Source organism: Gorillibacterium sp. sgz306347 (assembly GCF_059735245.1).
On record NZ_JCAPET010000013.1, the window covers coordinates 1 to 18,929 of the forward strand.

The window sequence follows — 18,929 nt, forward strand, 5'->3', positions numbered from 1 at the left end:
TTTGTGGTCTGTTCCAGAAACCTGCTTTTGGGACACCCTCTTTTCATTCGTTCGCACTGGAAAAGAAAACTTAAATCAGTTCCCGCAAGAAAGCAATTTCTTCTTCCGTGCACGGAACAAGCGGCAGCCGGACGCCGCCTACCTGCATTCCCTTCAAGTTCAGCGCTGCCTTAACCGGAGCGGGACTGGGAACGCGGTGAGGGCAGAAGAACAAGCCCTTCAGAACCGGATGAAGCTTGCGGTGCAGCGCCATCGCGCCGTTTACATCGCCTTTCAGATACGTGTGAATCAATTCCTGCAGCTCGCCGCCAACCACATGACTGGCGACGCTGACGGAACCGTAGCAGCCGATGGACAGGAACGGCAGCGTCAGCGAATCCTCTCCACAGTAAATCCGGAAGCCTTCCGGCGCTTCGTCAAGCAGCTTGGTCAAGTGGTCAAAGTCGCAGTGCGCTTCTTTGCTGGATACGATGTTCGGGATGTCATGCGCCAGCCGGAGCGCGGTTTCGGCTTCCAGGTTGACGCTGGCTCTTCCGGGGATGTTGTAAAGCATGACGGGCAAGCTTGTCGCTTCGGCCACGGCTTTGAAGTGCCGATAGAGGCCTTCCTGGGAAGGACGTACATAATAGGGCGTCACGGTTAAAATACCGTCGACACCGACTTCTTCCGCTTTGCGGGTCAGGACGACGCTGTGCGCCGTTTCATTGCTGCCGGAACCGGCGATGACCTTGCAGCGGCCGTTCGCCAGGCGAACCACTTCTCTGAACAATCCGACTTTCTCATCGTCCGACAAGGTCGAGGTTTCGCCGGTTGTTCCGCAAACGACGAGGCTTTCGCTTTTCTGTTCAACGATCAGGTAATCGACAAGCTTCTCAAGCTGCTTCCAATCGATCTGCAGGTCGCTGTCGAACGGTGTTACCATAGCGGTGATCAATCTTCCGAAATCCAAAGCCGTTCCTCCTTTGTTTGCCCCCGGTCCGGCAATTGCCGGCCGGCGGCCTTTCAAACGTGAAGCAAAAACTTGTTGTGCAGCGCCTGCACGGCCTTGACCATGTCTTCGCCGCGCACAAGCACCCAAATTGTGATATTGGAATCCGCCGATTGGAGGATGGTGACGCCCTGCTCTGCCATGGCTTCAACGATCCTCGCCATGATGCCGGGAACGCCGGTGATGCCTCCTCCGATGACGGATACTTTTGCGCAGCCGGACAAGGTTTCGGGCATTAATCCCAATTCCTTTAACGCGGTGACCGCTTGAAGCGCCACTTGGTCCGAAACGGTAAACACAAGCTTCCACGGATACACATTGATAAAGTCCACACTGATCCCCGCAACCGCCATGGCCTGAAAAACCTTCAACTGAAGGTCGTGCTGGCCTTCTTCCGCGGCGACCTGAATCTGGGTTACGCCGGAAACGTGCGCAATCGCAGTTACGGTGCGGTCCCCGACGCCGCCGGCGCGGTCTCTCGCGTCGCTCAGTCCGGTAAGGAGCGTTCCCTCCGAATCGCTGAAGGTCGAACGGACGCGCACCGGCATATTTGCCTGCATGGCAATTTCAACGGCACGCGGATGAATCACTTTCGCCCCATTGTACGCCATGTTGCAGATTTCCGCATACGTGATTCTCGGAAGCTGCTTCGCATCGTGGACAATCTTCGGGTCCGCGGTCAAAATTCCGTCCACGTCCGTAAAAATGTCGACGATCTCCGCCCGCAGGGCGACGCCGAGCGCGGTCGCGGTCGTGTCGCTCCCGCCCCTTCCCAGCGTGGTGAAGTCATCGGCGGCCGTCCGGCCTTGAAACCCGGTCACGATCACGACCTTGTCCTGCTCCAGCAAATCCATAATACGAGTCGGCTGGACGGAAAGAATTTGGGCGTTCCCATAGTGGTCGTTGGTCATTATTCCGGCCTGCGCCCCGTTCAGCACCGATGCGGAAATCCCCTCCGCGTTCAGCGTGCTGCATAAGGTAACGGCCGAGATGGTCTCCCCGCAGTAAAGCAACATATCCTTCTCGCGGTCGGGAAGCGCGTTCCCGTTCGCGGAGATCAAATCCAACAGCGTATCGGTGGCGTAGGGATCCCCTTTGCGCCCCATGGCCGACACGACGACAACCAGCCGGTATCCGCTTTCCAAACCGTCGCGGACGTGCCGGATCACGTGCTTTCTACCCTCGGCATTCGAAACCGAGGTTCCGCCGAATTTCTGAACCAAAATCCGCACGTTTTTCCCTCTCTCCAAAACAGCCTCTTGCTGTGATTCGCCGGTTATGGCGTTAGTCGAAAACGGAAAAAACCATCTTGTTCAGCTTTGCTGAACAAGATGCTCCCCGATTTGCACGGCGTTCCAGGCCGCGCCTTTCAGCAGATTGTCCGATACCACCCAAAGGTTCAGGCCGTGCGGGTTTTCCAGGTCTCTCCGCACCCGGCCGACATAGGTATCCAGCTTGCCGGCGGCTTCCGTCGCCAGAGGATATTTCTGTTCGCCCGGCTCGTCGCAAAGCACGATGCCCGGAGCGTTTGCGAGCAGGCTGCGCACTTCCTCCAGCTCGAAATCGCTTTTCAGCTCCACGTAAACCGATTCCGAATGGCCGTAATAAACCGGAATCCGGACGCAGGTCGCCGTAACGGCGATGCTGTCGTCGCCCATGATTTTCTTGGTTTCCCGGATCATCTTCATCTCTTCGTTCGTGAAGCCGTTGTCGAGGAATTTATCGATTTGCGGAATGGCGTTAAAGGCGATTTGGTGCTTCACCGGCAGAGACGAAACGGGCAAAATGTCCGGCTGCACGTCGTTGCCCTCCAAAGCCCGCTGCGATTGGCGCTTCAGCTCTTCAATCGCCTTCGCCCCGGCGCCGGAAACAGCCTGGTAGGTGGAAACGATGATGCGGGAAATGCCGAAGCGGTCATAAAGCGGCTTCAGCGCCGCCACCATTTGAATGGTGGAGCAGTTCGGGTTCGCAATGACACCCTTGTGGCGCGCGATCATGTCCAGGTTTACTTCAGGAACGACAAGCGGAGTTTCCGGGTCCATCCGAAACGCGTTCGTGTTGTCGATGCAGACGGCGCCCGCTTTAACGGCTGCCGGAACAAGCGCTTCGCTCACGCTGCCGCCCGCGCTGAAGAATGCGATCTGGATGCCTTCAAAGCTTTCCGGCGTCGCTTCCTCCACGGTGATTTCCCGCCCCTTGAAGGGCACTTTCTTCCCGGCGGAACGGGCGGAAGCCAGCAGCTTCAGCTCCCCGATCGGAAAATCCCGTTCCTCCAGGAGCCGGATAATTTGCTGGCCGACCGCTCCGGTAATTCCGACAACTGCTACGTTAACGCGTTTCTGTGACCCCATTGCTTACGTCTCTCCCTTATTCGTTATCCGTTGTTTATCCGCCCTTCCGCCTTCGCGGCATCCGGTTCAAGCCTCCCGTCCCGCCAGAAGCGGCTGCAGCTGCGTTCCCTGCAAAGCGGCAACGCTGGCCTCCAGAATCAGATCCATGCGGGCGACAAGCGAATTAGGCTTGCCGAACGGATCATCCTGGCGGAAGGGGACGAAATAAATATGTTTCGCGGTCAAAAGCTTGGCGATGTTCGCCATGTTCAAACCAAGACCGTCGTTCGTGGAAATCGCCAGGACCGTCGGCCGCTGGTTGCGCATCTGCGCTTTGGCGGCCATAAGCACCGCGCTGTCCGTCACGGCGTTCGCCAGCTTGCTGGTTGTATTGCCCGTGCAAGGGGCGATAACCAGCAGGTCCAGCCGCTTGGCGGGACCGAGCGGTTCCGCCTGAACAATTGTAGAAATGATATCATTTCCCGTCCGTTCTTTCAACTCTTTTTGCCATGACTCAGACGTTCCGAACCGCGTATCCGTGCCCATCAGAGCCGGCGAAGCAAGGGGAACGACCGACGCTCCGGCGGCGAGAAAGCGCTCAATTTGCGGAAGCACCTCGGCAAGCGTGCAATGCGATCCCGTGATCGCGAAACCGACCGTTTTACCCTGCAGCGTCATCCTTGTTCCCTCCCTTTGGAACTCTCTCCGGCCAACAGCCCGCACAGCGTGGTGCCGATAATGGCGCCCGCCGTTTTCGGGGCGACGATTCCCGGCAGTCCCGGGGCGAGCATCGCTTTGATTCCTCGCTGCTCGGCGGCGGCGAAGTCGGTCCCTCCCGGCCTGGAAGCAAGGTCAATGATCAGGGCGTGGCGGGGAAGCCGTGCAATCGCCGTCTCCGTCAGTACCACAGCGGGAACCGTATTGAAGATGAGGTCCGCCGTCCCCGCCGCATCCTCCAGCTGGTCCATATAAAAGGGTTCAAAGCCGGACTCGAGCGCCCTCGCGAACTGGTCCGGCTTGCGCACGCCGGCTTTAACGCGCGAGCCGAGCCCTTTCAGCACCCGCGCCATGGTAATGCCCGTACGGCCCATGCCGAGCACCAGACTGGTTGATCCGTGTATGGTGAAATCGGTATGCTGAATTGCAAGCAGCAGCGCCCCCTCGGCCGTGGGGATCGAATTCAGGATCGCAACGTCGTCCCGCTCCAACAGCTCGACAAGGCGAAGGGAATGCCGCCGGCACAATTCTTTTAAATAGGGCTTCGCCATTCCCGTAAATACGCGTGTTCCTTGGGGAAGAGCGGATGCAATCGTATCGTCGAACAGCAAAGGGGCGCTGCCGTAGGTCGCCTGCACCCGCCCTCCGTCATCCGTTCCGACGACGGGCAGCAATACGGCATCCACACCCGATACGGCGTCCGGGCCGAATGCAGCATGGCGAGCGCCTTCCACCGCGCACTCCCATTTCTCGAAGCCCATCACGAGCACTGTCGCCCCTTCTCCGGCCAAGCGCCGGATAACCTCAAGCTGTCGGGAGTCGCCGCCGATGATGGCGATCCGGGTTCCGGTTAGCATGTCGTCACACCCTTTTCTGGCGGTAGTCGATAAGTTATCGTATGCCCACCGCAGCCAATGGGTGAAAAAGCGGGGCTTCCGCAAACGCCGGGACCCGCGGTCCGCCCCTCTTGGGAGTGCTGGACCGCGGGTCCCGTTAAAGGTCCGCAGGAAGGCTTTACCGTTCCGGCAAGTTCTGCACATAGGCGTCGCCCAGCTTGATCAGCTTGAGCGCACGCGCGAATTCCTCTTTATCCGTCTCCTGTCCCGGAGGAGAAGCCTCCCCTTCCGGCAGCGGATAGACGCTTCCGTCCGAAAATCCTTTGCCGGGCACAAAGATCGCCTTGTTGGTGATATAAGACCCGGACGGCAGGTAATACCGCTCCGGCAGCAGGTTTTCTTTTCGATTCAGAATATCCTGGCCGAAGACCACCATGTCGCCGAGCGGAAGATCCATCAGATTGGCCACCGTCGGCAGAACGTCCACCTGGCCGCCTACGTGATGGTATTCCCGCGCCCCGACTTTGCCGGGAGCGGCGATAATGAGCGGGATGTTCAGCATATCCGGGTAAGCATATTCCCGGCCGAGAAGCTCCTTCAGCAGATCCTTTTCGTGATCCGTCAATGAATAAATCGGCAATCCCATATGGTCGCCATAAATCACGATCAGACTGTTGTCCCAGACGCCGTTCGCCTTCAATTGGCCGATAAATTCCCCGAGCGCGTGGTCCGCGTAATGCTGGCCCTGCAGGTAATCGCCGACGAACGTGTCGTTGTACCGTTCCGGCAGCTCTATCAGGCGGCGGTCCTCCGGCATGTCGAAGGGGTGATGGCTGGACATCGAAACGACCATCGAGTAAAACGGCTTGCCTTCCGCCTGGAAGCGGCCGAGCTCTTCCGCCGTCTTCCGGTAAAGGACGGGGTCCGAGGAACCGAAGAACAGGAAATCTTCGTCGTCAAAAAACGTTCGGTCGTAATACTTGTCAAAGCCCAAAGCCGCGTACAGCTGATCCCGGTTCCAGAACCGGACGTCGTTCGTATGGAACGTATAGGTGCCGTACCCCTGGGTCTTGAACAGCTTCGGCAGGCTTGGCAATGCTTTGTCCACATAGGTCTGGGCCGCGGCCCCGTTGGGCGGAACAAACAGCGAGGTGTTGATAAGGTATTCCGCGTCCGAGGTGTTCCCCTGTCCGGCTTGCTGGAAGAAGTTGGTGAAATAGATGCTTTCCTTCGCCAGGCGGTTCAGGTTCGGCGTCAGCTCCACTCCATCCACCGACTTGCCGATCAGAAAATCCTGAAAGGCTTCCAGCTGAATAATGATCAGGTTTCTCCCTTTGGCGATCCCTTTGTATTCCGGATTTTCTACAGGCACAGCGGGTTTCCCCGTTTTCAATTCGACGACCTGCGACTCGGTCACCTGAACCGGCCCGGCCGGGCGCTTGAAAAGATCCGAAGCGATAATATGCGCTTCATAGTTTAAAATCCCCATGTGCTGCGCTTGCTTCAACTCGTTAACGATCCCTTTGTTCGCCCCCACGGTGGCGACGCAAACCGCCAGCGAAGCCGCCAATAGCCCGGCGTATACGCTTTTTTTGCCGACACGCTCACGCCCCCATTTGCGAATGCGGGGAAGAAAAGCGTACACCAGCAAAAACAGGACGATATCGATGTAAACCAAAAGGAAGTACGCATGCATCAAATGCATGACGCTCCCTTTCACCTGCGTAACCTGGCCGGCCTGCTGCAGCGCCCGATAGGTAACGATGACCCCAAAGTACTTGTAATACATAATGACGGCAAAATAAATCGACGTCAGGACGGTATTGACCAGCAGGTACCAAAAAATGCGCCGTTTCCTGGCAAATATTTCGATCAGGCAGAAAAACAGCCAAACCGAGGGAATGGCCGTTATCAGCGGCGTCCATAAGGAAGCGTTCCCGAATACGACGGATCCGGCAAGGGCGATTTTCAGCAGCATGGCGACGGTAAAAACAAAAAAAGGCGTAGCAAAAAAGTTCGACTTCTGGTTCAAGGCTGCTCCTCCGATCTCTTTCATCCGCCGCGCGCCGCGAGTCGCGGTTTGCCGGCGGAGCGATACCCAGCGCAGGGTCCTTCAGGGAGCGTCAGCTTCCCGTGTGGCCGAATCCGCCCGCACCCCGCACCGTATCGGAAAGCTCGTCCGTTTCCTCCAGACGAACGCGCGGGACTTCCTGAAAAACCATCTGGGCAATCCGCTCGCCGCGGTTGATGACAAACGGCTCCGTCCCCAGATTGACCAACAGCACTTTGACTTCTCCCCGATAATCGGCGTCAATGGTGCCGGGCGAGTTCAAACAGGTGATGCCGTGCTTGAAGGCCAGCCCGCTGCGCGGGCGGATTTGCGCTTCCAGCGTTTCGGGCATGGCCATTTGAAAGCCGGCGGGCACGAGCGAGCGCGCGCCGGGATTCAGTGTCACCGGTTCCGTTACCGCCGCGTGGAGGTCAAACCCGGCCGCCGCTTCGGACATCTTTTGCGGCAGCGGAAGATCCTCCTGCCCGGGCAATTTTTTAATTTGTACGAGATGAGACAAACAAATCCCTCCTGAAGCCGTTCAAGTCTTTGTCCGACTCTCCCACCATGGAAACCGCAAACGGTTCGGAGAAGGAGTGGGCGATGACGGCGCGAATGTCCTCGTCGGTAACGCGTTCGATCCGGGCGATAATCTCGTCGATGGAATCGTGCCGGCCGAGCATCAGCTCGTTTTTGCCGATCCGGTTCATCCGGCTGCCCGAGCTTTCCAGCCCCAGGATCAGGTTCCCTTTGAGCTGCTCTTTTCCTTTGCGGAGCTCCGCGGCGGTGAGGCCGTTCCGGTATACATCCTCCAGAATCGCTTCGGTCAGCTTCAGCACTTCGGCCGTCTGCTTCGGCGCGGTCCCCGCGTAAATCGCAAACAGCCCGCTGTCGGCATGGGCCGAATGATACGAATACACGGAGTAGGCCAGGCCCCGCTTCTCACGGATTTCCTGGAACAGCCGGGAGCTCATGCCTCCCCCGATCGCGTTGTTCAACAGGATCATGGCATACAGCTTGTCGTCCGAAAGCGCGCAGCCGGGCAGCGCCAGGCAGATGTGATTCTGCTCCGTATCCTTCTCGTAGAAAATGCGGTCCGCCGCAAAAACGGGCGCCTTCAAGTCCGGCTCCCCGCCCCCTTGCACCGAAAACGAGCCGAAATGCTCTTCCAGCAGGTCGGCCATATTGTCCGGATAATTGCCGGCGACCGCAATCACCGTTTCCTTGACGCTGTACCGCTCGCGCATGTAGGCCCGCAGGTCTTCCCGATCCAGGGAAAGCAGGTTTTCCTCCGGTCCGAGGATGGTCATGCCCAGCGGATGCTCCCCGTACGCCGCCTTGGCCAGAAGATCGTGCACCAGATCATCCGGCGTGTCTTCGTACATCGCGATTTCCTCCAGGATGACATTCCGCTCTTTGTCCATCTCGGCCTTGTCAAAACGGGACCGGAAAAACATATCCGCCAGAACATCCATCGCAAGCGGCAGATGCTCGTCCAGCACCTTTGCATAATAGCTGGTGTATTCTTTGGACGTAAATGCGTTTACGTTCCCCCCGATCCCGTCAAACAAATCCGCGATTTGCGCCGCGTCGTACCGTTCCGTTCCCTTGAAAAGCATATGTTCGATAAAATGCGAAATGCCGTTCTGCGCGGGCGTTTCATTGCGGGACCCCGCACGCACCCATATTCCGAAGGAAACGGAGCGCAGCGTCGGGATTTTCTCCATCACGACCCGCAATCCGTTCGATAATTCCAATTTGATCACGTAAACCCTCCATCCAGTCCTTCATCCGTCCGTCTGTATAGTTACGGCCGGTTGTTCGTTTGGTTCCCTCCGCCGGACATGCCGTTTTCCAGCACAGGCACCCGATCGGAGGACAGCAGCTGGCTTACGGTTCCAAGGGCCAGCCCTTTCCTGCGTATGACGCGAATGATCTCCTCCAAAGCTTCGCTTGACGTAGCGGTCGGGTGCATCAGAATCAGCGTGCCCGGCTCGGCCTGTGCCGATACCTTGCGTACCGCGAAATCGGCCCCCGGTTCTTTCCAGTCCAGCGTATCCAGCGTCCAAAGCACCGTTTGCAGCCCCATCTCGCGGGCAATCCGCACGGTGCGCCTATCAAAGTCCCCGGACGGGGGCGCAAGCAGCGTGTTGCGCACGCCCAGTTCCCGCTCCAAAAGCCGCTCGGTCCGGGCAATCTCATCCCGGACTTCCGCTTCGCTCAACTTGCTCATGTTCCGGTGGCTGTACCCGTGGTTGGACAGCTCATGCCCGAGCGCCGCAATTTGCCGCGCCATGTCCAAATGCCCGGACAACCAGGAACCGTCAAAGAAGAATGTAGCACGAACATTTTCTTTCTTCAACTTTTCCAGCATTTCGGCAAGAAACGTCTCGCCCCACGCCACATTGATCATAAGCGCCGCCATCGGCTTTGCCGGGTTTCCTTTGTAAACCGGATTCGGCTCAAGATCGGTCAGCTGAAGCTCCGGCTGCACCTCCCGGTACACCAAAGGAAGCGTCTGGTCCGGACCGACCCGGTAGTCTTGCGCCAAGGCGAGCGTTTCCCGCTCGTCCACTTCCAGGCCGTTGTATCCGGGAATCGCTTTCCAGACACGGTCGATCCGCGCGTTCACCGGCGCAATCCGCCGTGCGTCCGCTTCTTGCTTGATGCGCTCGAGCAGCTGCCGGTTCGCCCGCTCTTCGGCTTGCTTCGCCGCGGCCCCCCGCGGAACCGCGGCCGAACGGGCCTCGGTTTGCTTGATCTCGTGCACATAGGCCGCTATGCCCAGCCGCGGCCAGAACGATCCGATCAAAACCGCAGCGGCCAGTCCCGCCAGCCCTGCCGTCCATTTGTTCATCTTCCCCGCTCCTTCCGGGAGCTGCCCCCGTTTTGCAACCAGTTTATGCGGGACAAGGGCCTCCTAGAAGAAATCGCTTTTGAAGCAGGCTGCTCCAGACGGTCAATGAAGCAATCCCCTGAAAAACAAAAAAACTCCTTTCGGAGTCCTTTTGGATCAGCGGTGGAAGAGAATAAACCGGGACGGTCGAGATCCGCACGGCGGATGTCAACCGCTCCCGTTACTTCCGTTCCGGTCTCGGTCCTCTCGGCCCGTTCCCGCCGCCCTGGCGGCTCGGTCCCGACGGGCGGGGCGTACGGACGATTTCCGTCGATGCCGTCGGATCCAATACAGCTTTGCGCGACAGGTTTACGCGGCCCTGCTGGTCGATTTCCGTCACCTTGACGGTGATCGAATCGCCGACGGACACAACGTCCTCGGTGTTCGCCACCCGTTCCGTGGAAAGCTGGGAAATGTGCACGAGGCCCTCTTTGCCCGGAAGCACTTCGACGAAGGCGCCGAATTTCTCCACGCGTTTGACGGTGCCGACGTAAATCTCGCCAACCACGACGTCGCGTACAATTCCTTCGATAATCGAGCGCGCTTTTTCGTTCATCTCCTGGTTCGACGAAGCGATGTACACTTTGCCGTCCTGCTCGATGTCGATCTTCACGCCGGTTTCCTCGATGATCTTGTTGATGATCTTCCCGCCCGCTCCGATAACTTCACGGATTTTGTCGGGATTGATCTGCATGATGATGATTTTCGGCGCATACGGCGACAGGTTCTTCCGCGGCTCCGAAATGGTTTCCATCATCTTCTCCATGATAAACATCCGGCCCTTGTACGCTTGCTTCAGGGCTTCGTCCAGGATGGAACGGTCTATGCCGCCGATTTTGATGTCCATCTGGATGGCCGTGACGCCTTTCTTGGTGCCGGCCACTTTAAAGTCCATGTCGCCCAAGTGGTCTTCCATGCCCTGAATGTCCGTCAGGATGGTGACATGGTCGCCGTCCTTGATCAGGCCCATCGCAACACCGGCCACCGGCGCCTTGATCGGAACGCCTGCGTCCATGAGCGCCATGCAGCTTGCGCAAATGCTGGCCTGCGAAGTGGAGCCGTTCGATTCCAGCACTTCCGATACAAGACGAATCGTGTACGGAAAATCGGCTTCGTCCGGCAGAACCATCTCGAGCGCACGCTCGCCGAGGGCGCCGTGTCCGATTTCACGCCGTCCGGGCGCGCGAAGCGGTCTGGCTTCGCCGACGCTGAAAGGCGGGAAGTTGTAATGGTGCATAAAACGCTTCGATTCTTCCAGGTCGATGCCGTCGAGAATCTGCACGTCGCCGAGCGCGCCAAGCGTACAAACGCTGAGTGCCTGGGTTTGTCCGCGGGTGAACAGCGCCGAACCGTGGGTTCTTGGCAGAAGAGAGGTTTCGCTGCTGATCGGGCGGATTTCATCCACCGCACGGCCGTCCGGGCGGACCTTGTCATGGGTGATCAGACGGCGGACTTCTTCTTTGACGATGTCGTACAGCACTTCCTTGACGTCGTCGACCTTGTCCGGGTCTTCCGCGTAGACTTCCTTGAAGTGCTCGACCGCGTCCGCATTCACTTGATCGATCGCTTCCTGGCGGGCCTGCTTCTCGCCGATCCGCACGGCTTCCACCAGACGGGAAGCGGCGAACTCGCGCACCTGCGCGTTGACTTCGGCATCCACCTGGTGAAGCACCACTTCCATCTTCGGCTTGCCGACCTCGGCCGTGAATTCTTCGATTTTGGCGACGATCTTGCGGATTTCCTCGTGGCCGAACATGATCGCTTCGAGCATGATCTCTTCGGGAACCTCATGCGCTTCGGCCTCGACCATCATGATGGCGTCCTTCGTACCGGCTACGACCAAGTACAGCTCGGTCACGGCGGCCTGCTCGACCGTCGGGTTGATCACGAATTCTCCGTTCACGCGGCCGACGATGACGCCGCCGATCGGGCCGTCAAACGGTACGTTGGAGATGCTGAGCGCGGCGGACGTGCCGATCATGGCGACGATCTCCGGGCTGCAGTCCTGCTCCACGCTCATGACCAGGTTGACGATCTGCACGTCGTTGCGGAAGCCTTCCGGGAACAACGGGCGGATCGGGCGGTCGGTGAGACGGCTGGCCAGAATCGCTTTTTGCGTCGGGCGCCCTTCCCGCTTGATGTAGCCGCCGGGGATTTTGCCGACCGCGTACATCTTCTCTTCATAATTGACCGTCAGCGGAAAGAAATCGAGGTCCTTCGGCTCGGAAGAAGCCGTCACCGTACACAAAACGGCGGTATCGCCGTAACGCGCCATAACCGCTCCGTTCGCCTGCTTGGCCAGCTTGCCGGTTTCCAAACTGAATGGACGTCCCGCCAACTCAAACTGAATTGTTTTTTCCATAGCTACCTCCCGTTTGTAACGAGTTCATCTTGCGTTTTTCCCGCCGGGGTCGGACTTGTCCGGATAGCGGTTGCAAAGATGGGCAGGACGAACCGAAATTCGCCCTCCCGCTCGCGCAAACACGCATAATCAAGAAAAAGCAACCTTGTTGCCCGTGCGCCGGGCACGGGGGAACATCGGTTGCTTCCCTCTTCTCACGGGATTACCTGCGGAGACCGAGCTTCTCGATCAGCGCGCTGTAACGCCGGATATCCTTGTTTTTCAGGTACGCCAGCAGTTTGCGGCGTTGGCCGACCATCTTGAGCAGTCCGCGGCGGGAATGATGATCCTTCTTGTGGACGCGCAAATGGTTGGTCAGGTTGACGATGTTCTGCGTCAGGATCGCGACTTGAACCTCCGGCGAACCGGTATCCGTGTCGTGAACCTTGTGTTCGGTGATCAACTCTTGTTTCCGTTCCTGAGTCAATGCCATTACGCTCACCTCCTTCTCTTGTTCAAAATCGCCTGCAGCCCAGTAACCGCCGGTGAGAGCGGGCAACCAAGCAGAGGTTCTCGGCTCCTAAGCGCCGTTTAACAGTATAACACAACTGGCGGAAAGAAGTAAATGTTCCCTGCGCAATTGATAAAATGAAGCGAAAAACGCGCAGGCCATGCCGGTTCTTCGTTTCCCGCACAGCGGGAGTGCGTCCGACTGCGAGGCTGTCGTTGGCGCGGTCCGGCCCAATCTCGGGTAGCCCGGGGCGTGGCGCCCGCTCTCAATCAGCCCAGCAGCAGCTCGCGGGCCCGTGCCGAATCGGCGCCGATCTGGGCGATTAGCTCCTGCACGGAGCCGAATTTTTTTTCGTCCCGGAGCATCGCGACAAAATCGACCCGGAGCGTTTCCCCGTAAATGTCCTCCTCAAAATCAAACAGATGGACCTCCAGGGTTTGCACACTGCCGGCAAACGTCGGTTTAACCCCGATGTTCATCACTCCGGCGTAGGTTTCGCCGCGAACGGAAGCGCGCACGGCATAAACTCCGTTTTTGGGAATGACGTAGGGCTGCTCGGTTTGAACATTCGCCGTGCGGTACCCGATCGTACGGCCTCGCGCTTCCCCGTGTACCACAACTCCGGCAAGCGAATAATGCCGGCCGAGCAGCTCGGCCGCTTCCTCCAGCCTGCCTTCGGCGAGGCATTCCCGCACGAGCGTGCTGCTCACCTTGGTGCCGTTTTGCTGGAAAGGGCGGACCACTTCAACGGCGAATTTCCCGCCGGCCAGTGCCGGCAGAGCATCCGCGTTCCCTGCGCCGCCCCGGCCAAAGGTAAAATCGAAGCCGACAATAACGGAATCGGGCGCGAGCGGAACCAGCACCTGCTCCACAAAGGCCCGCGGCTCCATCGCGGAAAAGGATTTGTCGAACGCCACCACATAGGTGCAGTCGACGCCCGCCTGCCTCAGCAGCTCAAGCTTGTCCGGCAGCGGCGTCAGGATCTGCCGGTACTTGTCGGTGCCCAGAATCTCTCTGGGATGAGGATGAAAGGTCATGATGGCGGCCTGCCGTCCGAGCTGACGCGCTCTCTCCTTGGCCCGTTCGACCACGGTCAAATGGCCGCGGTGCAGCCCGTCGAAGTCCCCGATGGCCAGCAGCTGGCCGACGGCACCGGGCGCCTGCCGCGAAAGCTCGAACGGCTGCTTAAGTTCTATCACCTGCATGAGCGGTTCTCCGTTTTTCGTTAGTGTTGGGATTGGATCAATCGGTTCAAGTAAAGACCTTCTCCGGCTTCAAGTAGCGGAGGTCTCCCGTCAGGCGAAACAGCCCCAAAAAGCGGCCGCTTTCTTCTCCGGACGGTTCGCCGTACAAGCGGACAAGACCGGCGGCATCCAGCTTTCCGGAGGCGTGCGCCGCCGGGATGCTTTTGCCCTGAAGCGCATGCCGGGCTTCCTCCGGCGGCAAAACCGCGGAAGGAAAATGCGGCACGGCTTGATCGGAAGGAATCAAAGCCTCTGCGAGAGAGCCTTCTTTCGCCTTCCTCTCGACTTCCTCCAGCGTCAGGCAGCGGTCCCGGCGGATCGCGCCGGTTGAGGTGCGGACCAGGCCGGACATAACGGCCGGATACCCCAACGCCTTGCCCAAATCCGCGCAAAGGGTGCGGATATACGTGCCTTTTGAGCAGGAGACGCGGAAGCGGATTTCGGGATGGGCCCGTTCCAGCTCCATGCCGAGCGTTTCGATCCGGTAGATTTCCACCCGCCGGGGCTTCCGCTCGATTTCCTTGCCCTCCCGAGCAAGCTCGTAAAGCCGTTTTCCTTCCACTTTTACGGCGGAAAACATCGGAGGAATCTGTTCGATCGCGCCGGTAAATCGGGCGAAGGCCTCCTCGACCTGCTCCCGTGTTACCATCGCCCGCTCCACCTGCTCCAAGACCGTGCCGGTTGCATCCTCGGTGTCGGTCGAATAGCCGATGGTCAGGACGGCCTCGTACTCCTTCGGCAGCTCCTGCACGTATTCGACGACCCGGGTCGCCCGGCCGATGCAAAGCGGAAGAACGCCGGTCACCTCCGGGTCAAGCGTACCCGTGTGGCCGATCCGGCGAATGCCGGTGAAGCGCCGTACCTTGGCAACCACGTCGTGGGACGTCATGCCGGCCGGCTTCCAGACGGGCAGCACGCCGTCAAGCGTCGTTTCGTTCATGCGAGATCCTTCCCCGCTTCCCCGACGATCCGCTCGACCGCATCCGTTAATTCGCCCATAATGGTGCAGCCCGCGGCCTTTTCATGGCCGCCGCCGCCAAAACGCGCGGCCAGCCGGGCGACGTTCACCCTACCGGCCGAGCGCAAACTGACCTTCCAGCGGCCCGGTTCGTTTTCCTTGAACAAAATGCCGACTTCGACCCCTTCGATGTTTCGGGGATAATTGACCAGCCCTTCCATGTCTTCCGACGAAGCCCCGGATGCCGACAGATCGGCATGCGAGACGGCCAGCCAGGCAATTTTGCCGTCTCCGGCAAACGTCATCCCGGTGAGCGCATGGCGCAGAAGCCGGAACTGGGCGAGGGTCAGCCGCTCCAGCAGCCGGTCGGCAAGCAGCGCACCCGGCGCCCCGCTTTCCACCAGCTCGGCCGCAATCCGCAGCACGGAGGGAGAGGTGTTGGAATAACGAAACCCGCCCGTATCGGTCATCAGTCCGGTATAGAGAAAGGAAGCCAGCGGCTTCGTCAAAGCAAGCCCGAGCTCCCGCACCAGATGATACAGAATTTCAGCGGTCGCCGCGGCATCCGGCTGGATCAGCTGGACCGTTCCGTAATCGTCATTGGTCTCGTGATGGTCAATATTAAGCAGCGGCACGCCTTCCGGCAGGAATGCCGTCACCCGGCCTGCGCGCGTATAATCGGCGCAGTCGACAAAGATTACATGTGAAAAGGCAAAACCGGAATCAGGGGAAAAGGCGGAAATCCGCCGTTCCCCCTCTGTCAGAAAAGCAAACTTTTCCGGCAGCTCCGATTCGTTCACCAGGAGGTGGCGCTTGCCGAGCGCAGCGAGCATTTCGCCGACCGCCAGGGTCGAGCCGATGGCATCGCCGTCCGGATTCAAATGCGCCGCCACCAGGAAGTCGTCCCCCTCCCGGATGAAGCGGGCGGCCTCGGCCAGCTGCGCTTCAAAAGGAGCACGGGATGAGCTCATAGGTCCGCCTTTCCGTCGTTGATCTTGGTCAGCAGCTCCTGAATGCGGCTGCCGTAATCAATGGACGTATCCAGTTTGAAGATCAGCTCCGGCACCACGCGGAGCCGGATCCGCTTGCCGATCTCGGAGCGGAGAAATCCTTTTCCCCGGGCCAGGGCCTTCAGGGTGGTTTCCCGCTGCTCCTCCGATCCCAGCACGCTGAGATAAACCTTCGCCTGCGAAAGATCGTTCGTAACCTCGACACCGGTGATGGTCAGAAAACCGATGCCGGGGTCTTTGAATTCCTGTTGGAGAACAAGGCTCAATTCCTTCTTGATTTCTTCCGCTACGCGACCGGTTCGGATTTTAGCCATTGCTGTCTCACCTCTCTACGGTTTCCATAACGAACGCCTCGATGACGTCTCCTTCTTTGAGGTCGTTGTACTTCTCGAGCGTGATGCCGCACTCGTAGCCTTGGGCCACTTCCTTGGCGTCGTCCTTGAAGCGTTTCAGGGAATCGATCTTGCCTTCGTAAACCACGATGCCGCCGCGAATCAGGCGGGCTTCCGCCGAACGGGTGATCTTGCCGGAGGTAACCATGCAGCCGGCGATGGTGCCGACTTTGGAAACCTTGAACGTGTTGCGCACCTCGGCGTGGCCGATAACGTTTTCCTTGAATACCGGGTCGAGCATGCCCTTCATCGCCTGTTCGATTTCCTCGATCACGTTGTAGATGATCCGGTGGAGACGAACGTCGACTTTCTCCTGATCGGCCGCGATTTTCGCCTGGGGCTCCGGACGGACGTTGAAGCCGATGACAATCGCGTTGGAGGCGGAGGCCAGGGTGATGTCGGATTCCGTAATGGCGCCGACGCCGGTATGAATAATCTTAACCCGCGCGCCTTGCACGTCAATCTTCTCAAGGGAGCCTTTCAGCGCTTCCGCCGAGCCCTGCACGTCCGCTTTGATAATAACGAAGAGATCTTTGATCTCGCCTTCTTGAATGTGTTTGTACAGATCGTCCAGCGTCACGCGGGTATTCGTCGAGCCCATTTCCGATTGGCGCAGCGTAGACGCGCGGCGTTCGGCGATGTCCCGCGCCTTGCGCTCGTCCTCGTAAGCCAGGAACGGATCGCCGGCGTGCGGCACTTCCGTCAGGCCGGTAATTTCCACCGGGGTGGAAGGACCGGCTTCCTTGAGGCGCTTGCCTTTGTCGTTGACCATGGCGCGGACACGCCCGAAGGTAACGCCGGCGATAAAGCTGTCGCCGACCTTGAGCGTTCCGTTCTGGATCAGCACGCGGGCGACGGGGCCTTTGCCTTTGTCCAGCTCGGCCTCGATGACGGTGCCTCTCGCCCGCTTGTTCGGGTTGGCCTTCAGTTCTTTGACCTCGGCCACGAGCAGAATCATTTCCAGCAGTTCCTCAAGGTTCTGACGCTGCTTCGCGGAAATGTTGACGAAGATCGTATCGCCGCCCCATTCTTCGGGCACGAGCTCGTATTCCGTCAGCTCTTGTTTGATTTTATCCGGGTTTGCGCCCGGCTTGTCGATTTTGTTGACCGCGACGATAATCGGCACGCCGGCGGCTTTGGCGTGGTTGATCGCTTCGACCGTCTGCGGCATGACGCCGTCATCGGCAGCGACAACCAGAATTGTGATGTCGGTTACCTGCGCGCCGCGGGCACGCATGGAGGTAAAGGCTTCGTGGCCCGGCGTATCCAGGAAGGTGATCTTCTTGTTGTTGATCTCCACCTGGTAAGCCCCGATATGCTGCGTGATTCCGCCGGCTTCGCCTTCGGTCACGCTCGATTCCCGGATGGCGTCAAGCAGCGTCGTTTTGCCGTGGTCGACGTGGCCCATGATCGTAACGACCGGGGGACGCTCCAGAAGATCGGCTTCTTCATCCACTTCTTCGATCGCTTCGAAGTTTTCTTCGTCGACGGCGATCTTGAGCTCGACTTCCACGCCGAACTCGGTGGCCAGCAGTTGAATCGTATCCAGATCAAGCTCCTGGTTGATCGTTGCCATAGTGCCCAGGAACAGAAGCTTTTTGATAACCTCGGACAAGTCCTTGTGCAAAAGCTTTGCCGTTTCGCCAACGGTCATGTTGCCGCGCACGATGATTTTCTTCGGCGTATTGTCCACTTTCTCTTTCCGGACCTGAGGCGCTTGCGAGCGTCCCCGGTTTTTGCCGCCGCGTCCGCCGCCAAAGCTCTTGGCACCCGGCTTCTGGCGTTTGAACCCGACGCCTTCGTTGGCCTTTACGTCCATTTCGTCCACGCCGGGCACAACCGCATTGCGGTTCGGGCGCCCGCCGCTGTCATGCTGCCGGTTGGAAGCGCCTTTGTCCTTGTCGCGGTCCTTGCTGCGGCGCTGTTCGGGTTTCCCCGTCGTCAGGCTCGCCGCGGAAGGTGCCGGCGCTGCCGGACGCTGTCCGCCGCCGTAGCCGCCGCCTGCCGGACGCTGCCCGCCCTGGCCGCCGCCTTGCGGGCGTCCGCCGCCGTAGCCGCCGCCTTGCGGGCGCTGCCCGCCCTGGCCGCCGCCCTGCGGACGTCCGCCGCCGTAGCCGCCTTGGCCCCCGCTGCGCGGGCGATCGCCTTGCTGGCCGGCTCCCTGCGGCCGGTCGCCTTGACCGCCGCTGCGCTGTCCGCCCTGCGGGCGATGCTCTCCGCCCGGACGGTCGTTATGCGGCCGCGGCGAACCGCCTTGGCCTTGGCCGCCGCCTTGCGGACGGTCGCCTTGGGCTGCCGGACGCTGTCCGCTGCCACCCGTCTGGCCTCCGCTTGCCGCCGCCTTGGGGCGTTCGCCCTGCTGCGGCGTCTGCGCCTGCCCGGCCGCCAGCGCCTGGCCGGCGGGGCGTCCCGCCGAACCCGTTTCCCCCGCTGCGCGGCGAGCCGCCGCTTCTGCTTTTACATCCCGGAAAAATTTCTCCACTGCATGCACCGCCTCATTCTCCATTACACTCATGTGGTTGTTGACGGAAATATTCAAACGCTGCAAGATCTTGATGATCTCTTTGCTGCTCATATTCAAAGATTTCGCGTATTCGTACACCCTGAGTTTGTCTTTATTATTGTCTTGTTTGCTCAAATCGTTCCACCTCCGCAG

16 protein-coding genes are annotated in these 18,929 nt (G+C 59.4%); all 16 read right to left on the reverse strand.

The window, feature by feature from the left end; translation table 11 throughout:
- Positions 1–70 precede the first annotated feature (70 nt).
- The 16 genes from dapA to infB all read right to left on the reverse strand — a co-directional run bounded on the left by dapA (position 71) and on the right by infB (position 18,911).
- Positions 71–949 carry a 4-hydroxy-tetrahydrodipicolinate synthase gene (gene dapA, locus AC6I6H_RS09105; protein WP_497953440.1) on the reverse strand — a complete coding sequence of 293 codons (879 nt, stop codon included), beginning with the start codon at positions 947–949 and terminating at the stop codon, positions 71–73.
- A gap of 53 nt (positions 950–1,002) precedes the next feature.
- Positions 1,003–2,220: an aspartate kinase gene (gene dapG, locus AC6I6H_RS09110; protein WP_497953441.1), complete on the reverse strand. Its 1,218-nt coding sequence runs from the start codon at positions 2,218–2,220 to the stop codon at positions 1,003–1,005.
- A gap of 81 nt (positions 2,221–2,301) precedes the next feature.
- Positions 2,302–3,339 carry an aspartate-semialdehyde dehydrogenase gene (locus AC6I6H_RS09115; protein WP_497953442.1) on the reverse strand — a complete coding sequence of 346 codons (1,038 nt, stop codon included), beginning with the start codon at positions 3,337–3,339 and terminating at the stop codon, positions 2,302–2,304.
- A 66-nt stretch (positions 3,340–3,405) separates the two neighbouring features.
- Complete coding sequence (locus tag AC6I6H_RS09120; protein WP_497953443.1) at positions 3,406–3,996, reverse strand: dipicolinate synthase subunit B; 591 nt, start codon at positions 3,994–3,996, stop codon at positions 3,406–3,408.
- On the reverse strand, positions 3,993–4,892 hold the full coding sequence (gene dpsA, locus AC6I6H_RS09125; protein ID WP_497953444.1) for a dipicolinate synthase subunit DpsA: 900 nt from the start codon (positions 4,890–4,892) through the stop codon (positions 3,993–3,995). The genes AC6I6H_RS09120 and dpsA overlap by 4 nt, the downstream gene beginning before the upstream one ends.
- A 157-nt stretch (positions 4,893–5,049) precedes the next feature.
- The gene (locus AC6I6H_RS09130) at positions 5,050–6,903 is read right to left on the reverse strand and encodes an LTA synthase family protein (protein WP_497953445.1); all 1,854 of its coding nucleotides are present in this window, start codon (positions 6,901–6,903) and stop codon (positions 5,050–5,052) included.
- A gap of 91 nt (positions 6,904–6,994) precedes the next feature.
- Positions 6,995–7,441 (reverse strand): dUTP diphosphatase, encoded by a 447-nt coding sequence (gene dut / locus AC6I6H_RS09135; RefSeq protein WP_497953446.1) that lies wholly within the window; start codon positions 7,439–7,441, stop codon positions 6,995–6,997.
- On the reverse strand, positions 7,419–8,687 hold the full coding sequence (locus AC6I6H_RS09140) for a M16 family metallopeptidase (RefSeq protein WP_497953447.1): 1,269 nt from the start codon (positions 8,685–8,687) through the stop codon (positions 7,419–7,421). Before AC6I6H_RS09140 ends, dut begins: the two co-directional genes overlap by 23 nt.
- A 41-nt stretch (positions 8,688–8,728) precedes the next feature.
- Positions 8,729–9,778: a polysaccharide deacetylase family protein gene (locus AC6I6H_RS09145; protein WP_497953448.1), complete on the reverse strand. Its 1,050-nt coding sequence runs from the start codon at positions 9,776–9,778 to the stop codon at positions 8,729–8,731.
- A gap of 220 nt (positions 9,779–9,998) precedes the next feature.
- Positions 9,999–12,179: a polyribonucleotide nucleotidyltransferase gene (gene pnp / locus AC6I6H_RS09150; protein WP_497953449.1), complete on the reverse strand. Its 2,181-nt coding sequence runs from the start codon at positions 12,177–12,179 to the stop codon at positions 9,999–10,001.
- 202 nt (positions 12,180–12,381) lie between these two features.
- Positions 12,382–12,651, reverse strand: a complete 270-nt coding sequence (gene rpsO / locus AC6I6H_RS09155; protein ID WP_497953450.1) for a 30S ribosomal protein S15 — start codon at positions 12,649–12,651, stop codon at positions 12,382–12,384.
- A gap of 287 nt (positions 12,652–12,938) precedes the next feature.
- Positions 12,939–13,874, reverse strand: coding sequence for a bifunctional riboflavin kinase/FAD synthetase (locus tag AC6I6H_RS09160; RefSeq protein ID WP_497953451.1), 936 nt, complete (start codon positions 13,872–13,874; stop codon positions 12,939–12,941).
- 46 nt (positions 13,875–13,920) lie between these two features.
- Positions 13,921–14,853, reverse strand: a complete 933-nt coding sequence (gene truB / locus AC6I6H_RS09165) for a tRNA pseudouridine(55) synthase TruB (protein WP_497953452.1) — start codon at positions 14,851–14,853, stop codon at positions 13,921–13,923.
- Positions 14,850–15,842: a DHH family phosphoesterase gene (locus AC6I6H_RS09170; RefSeq protein WP_497953453.1), complete on the reverse strand. Its 993-nt coding sequence runs from the start codon at positions 15,840–15,842 to the stop codon at positions 14,850–14,852. Before AC6I6H_RS09170 ends, truB begins: the two co-directional genes overlap by 4 nt.
- The gene (gene rbfA, locus AC6I6H_RS09175; protein WP_497953454.1) at positions 15,839–16,195 is read right to left on the reverse strand and encodes a 30S ribosome-binding factor RbfA; all 357 of its coding nucleotides are present in this window, start codon (positions 16,193–16,195) and stop codon (positions 15,839–15,841) included. The genes AC6I6H_RS09170 and rbfA overlap by 4 nt, the downstream gene beginning before the upstream one ends.
- Before the next feature lie 7 nt (positions 16,196–16,202).
- Positions 16,203–18,911, reverse strand: coding sequence for a translation initiation factor IF-2 (infB, locus tag AC6I6H_RS09180; protein WP_497953455.1), 2,709 nt, complete (start codon positions 18,909–18,911; stop codon positions 16,203–16,205).
- Positions 18,912–18,929: the final 18 nt, after the last annotated feature.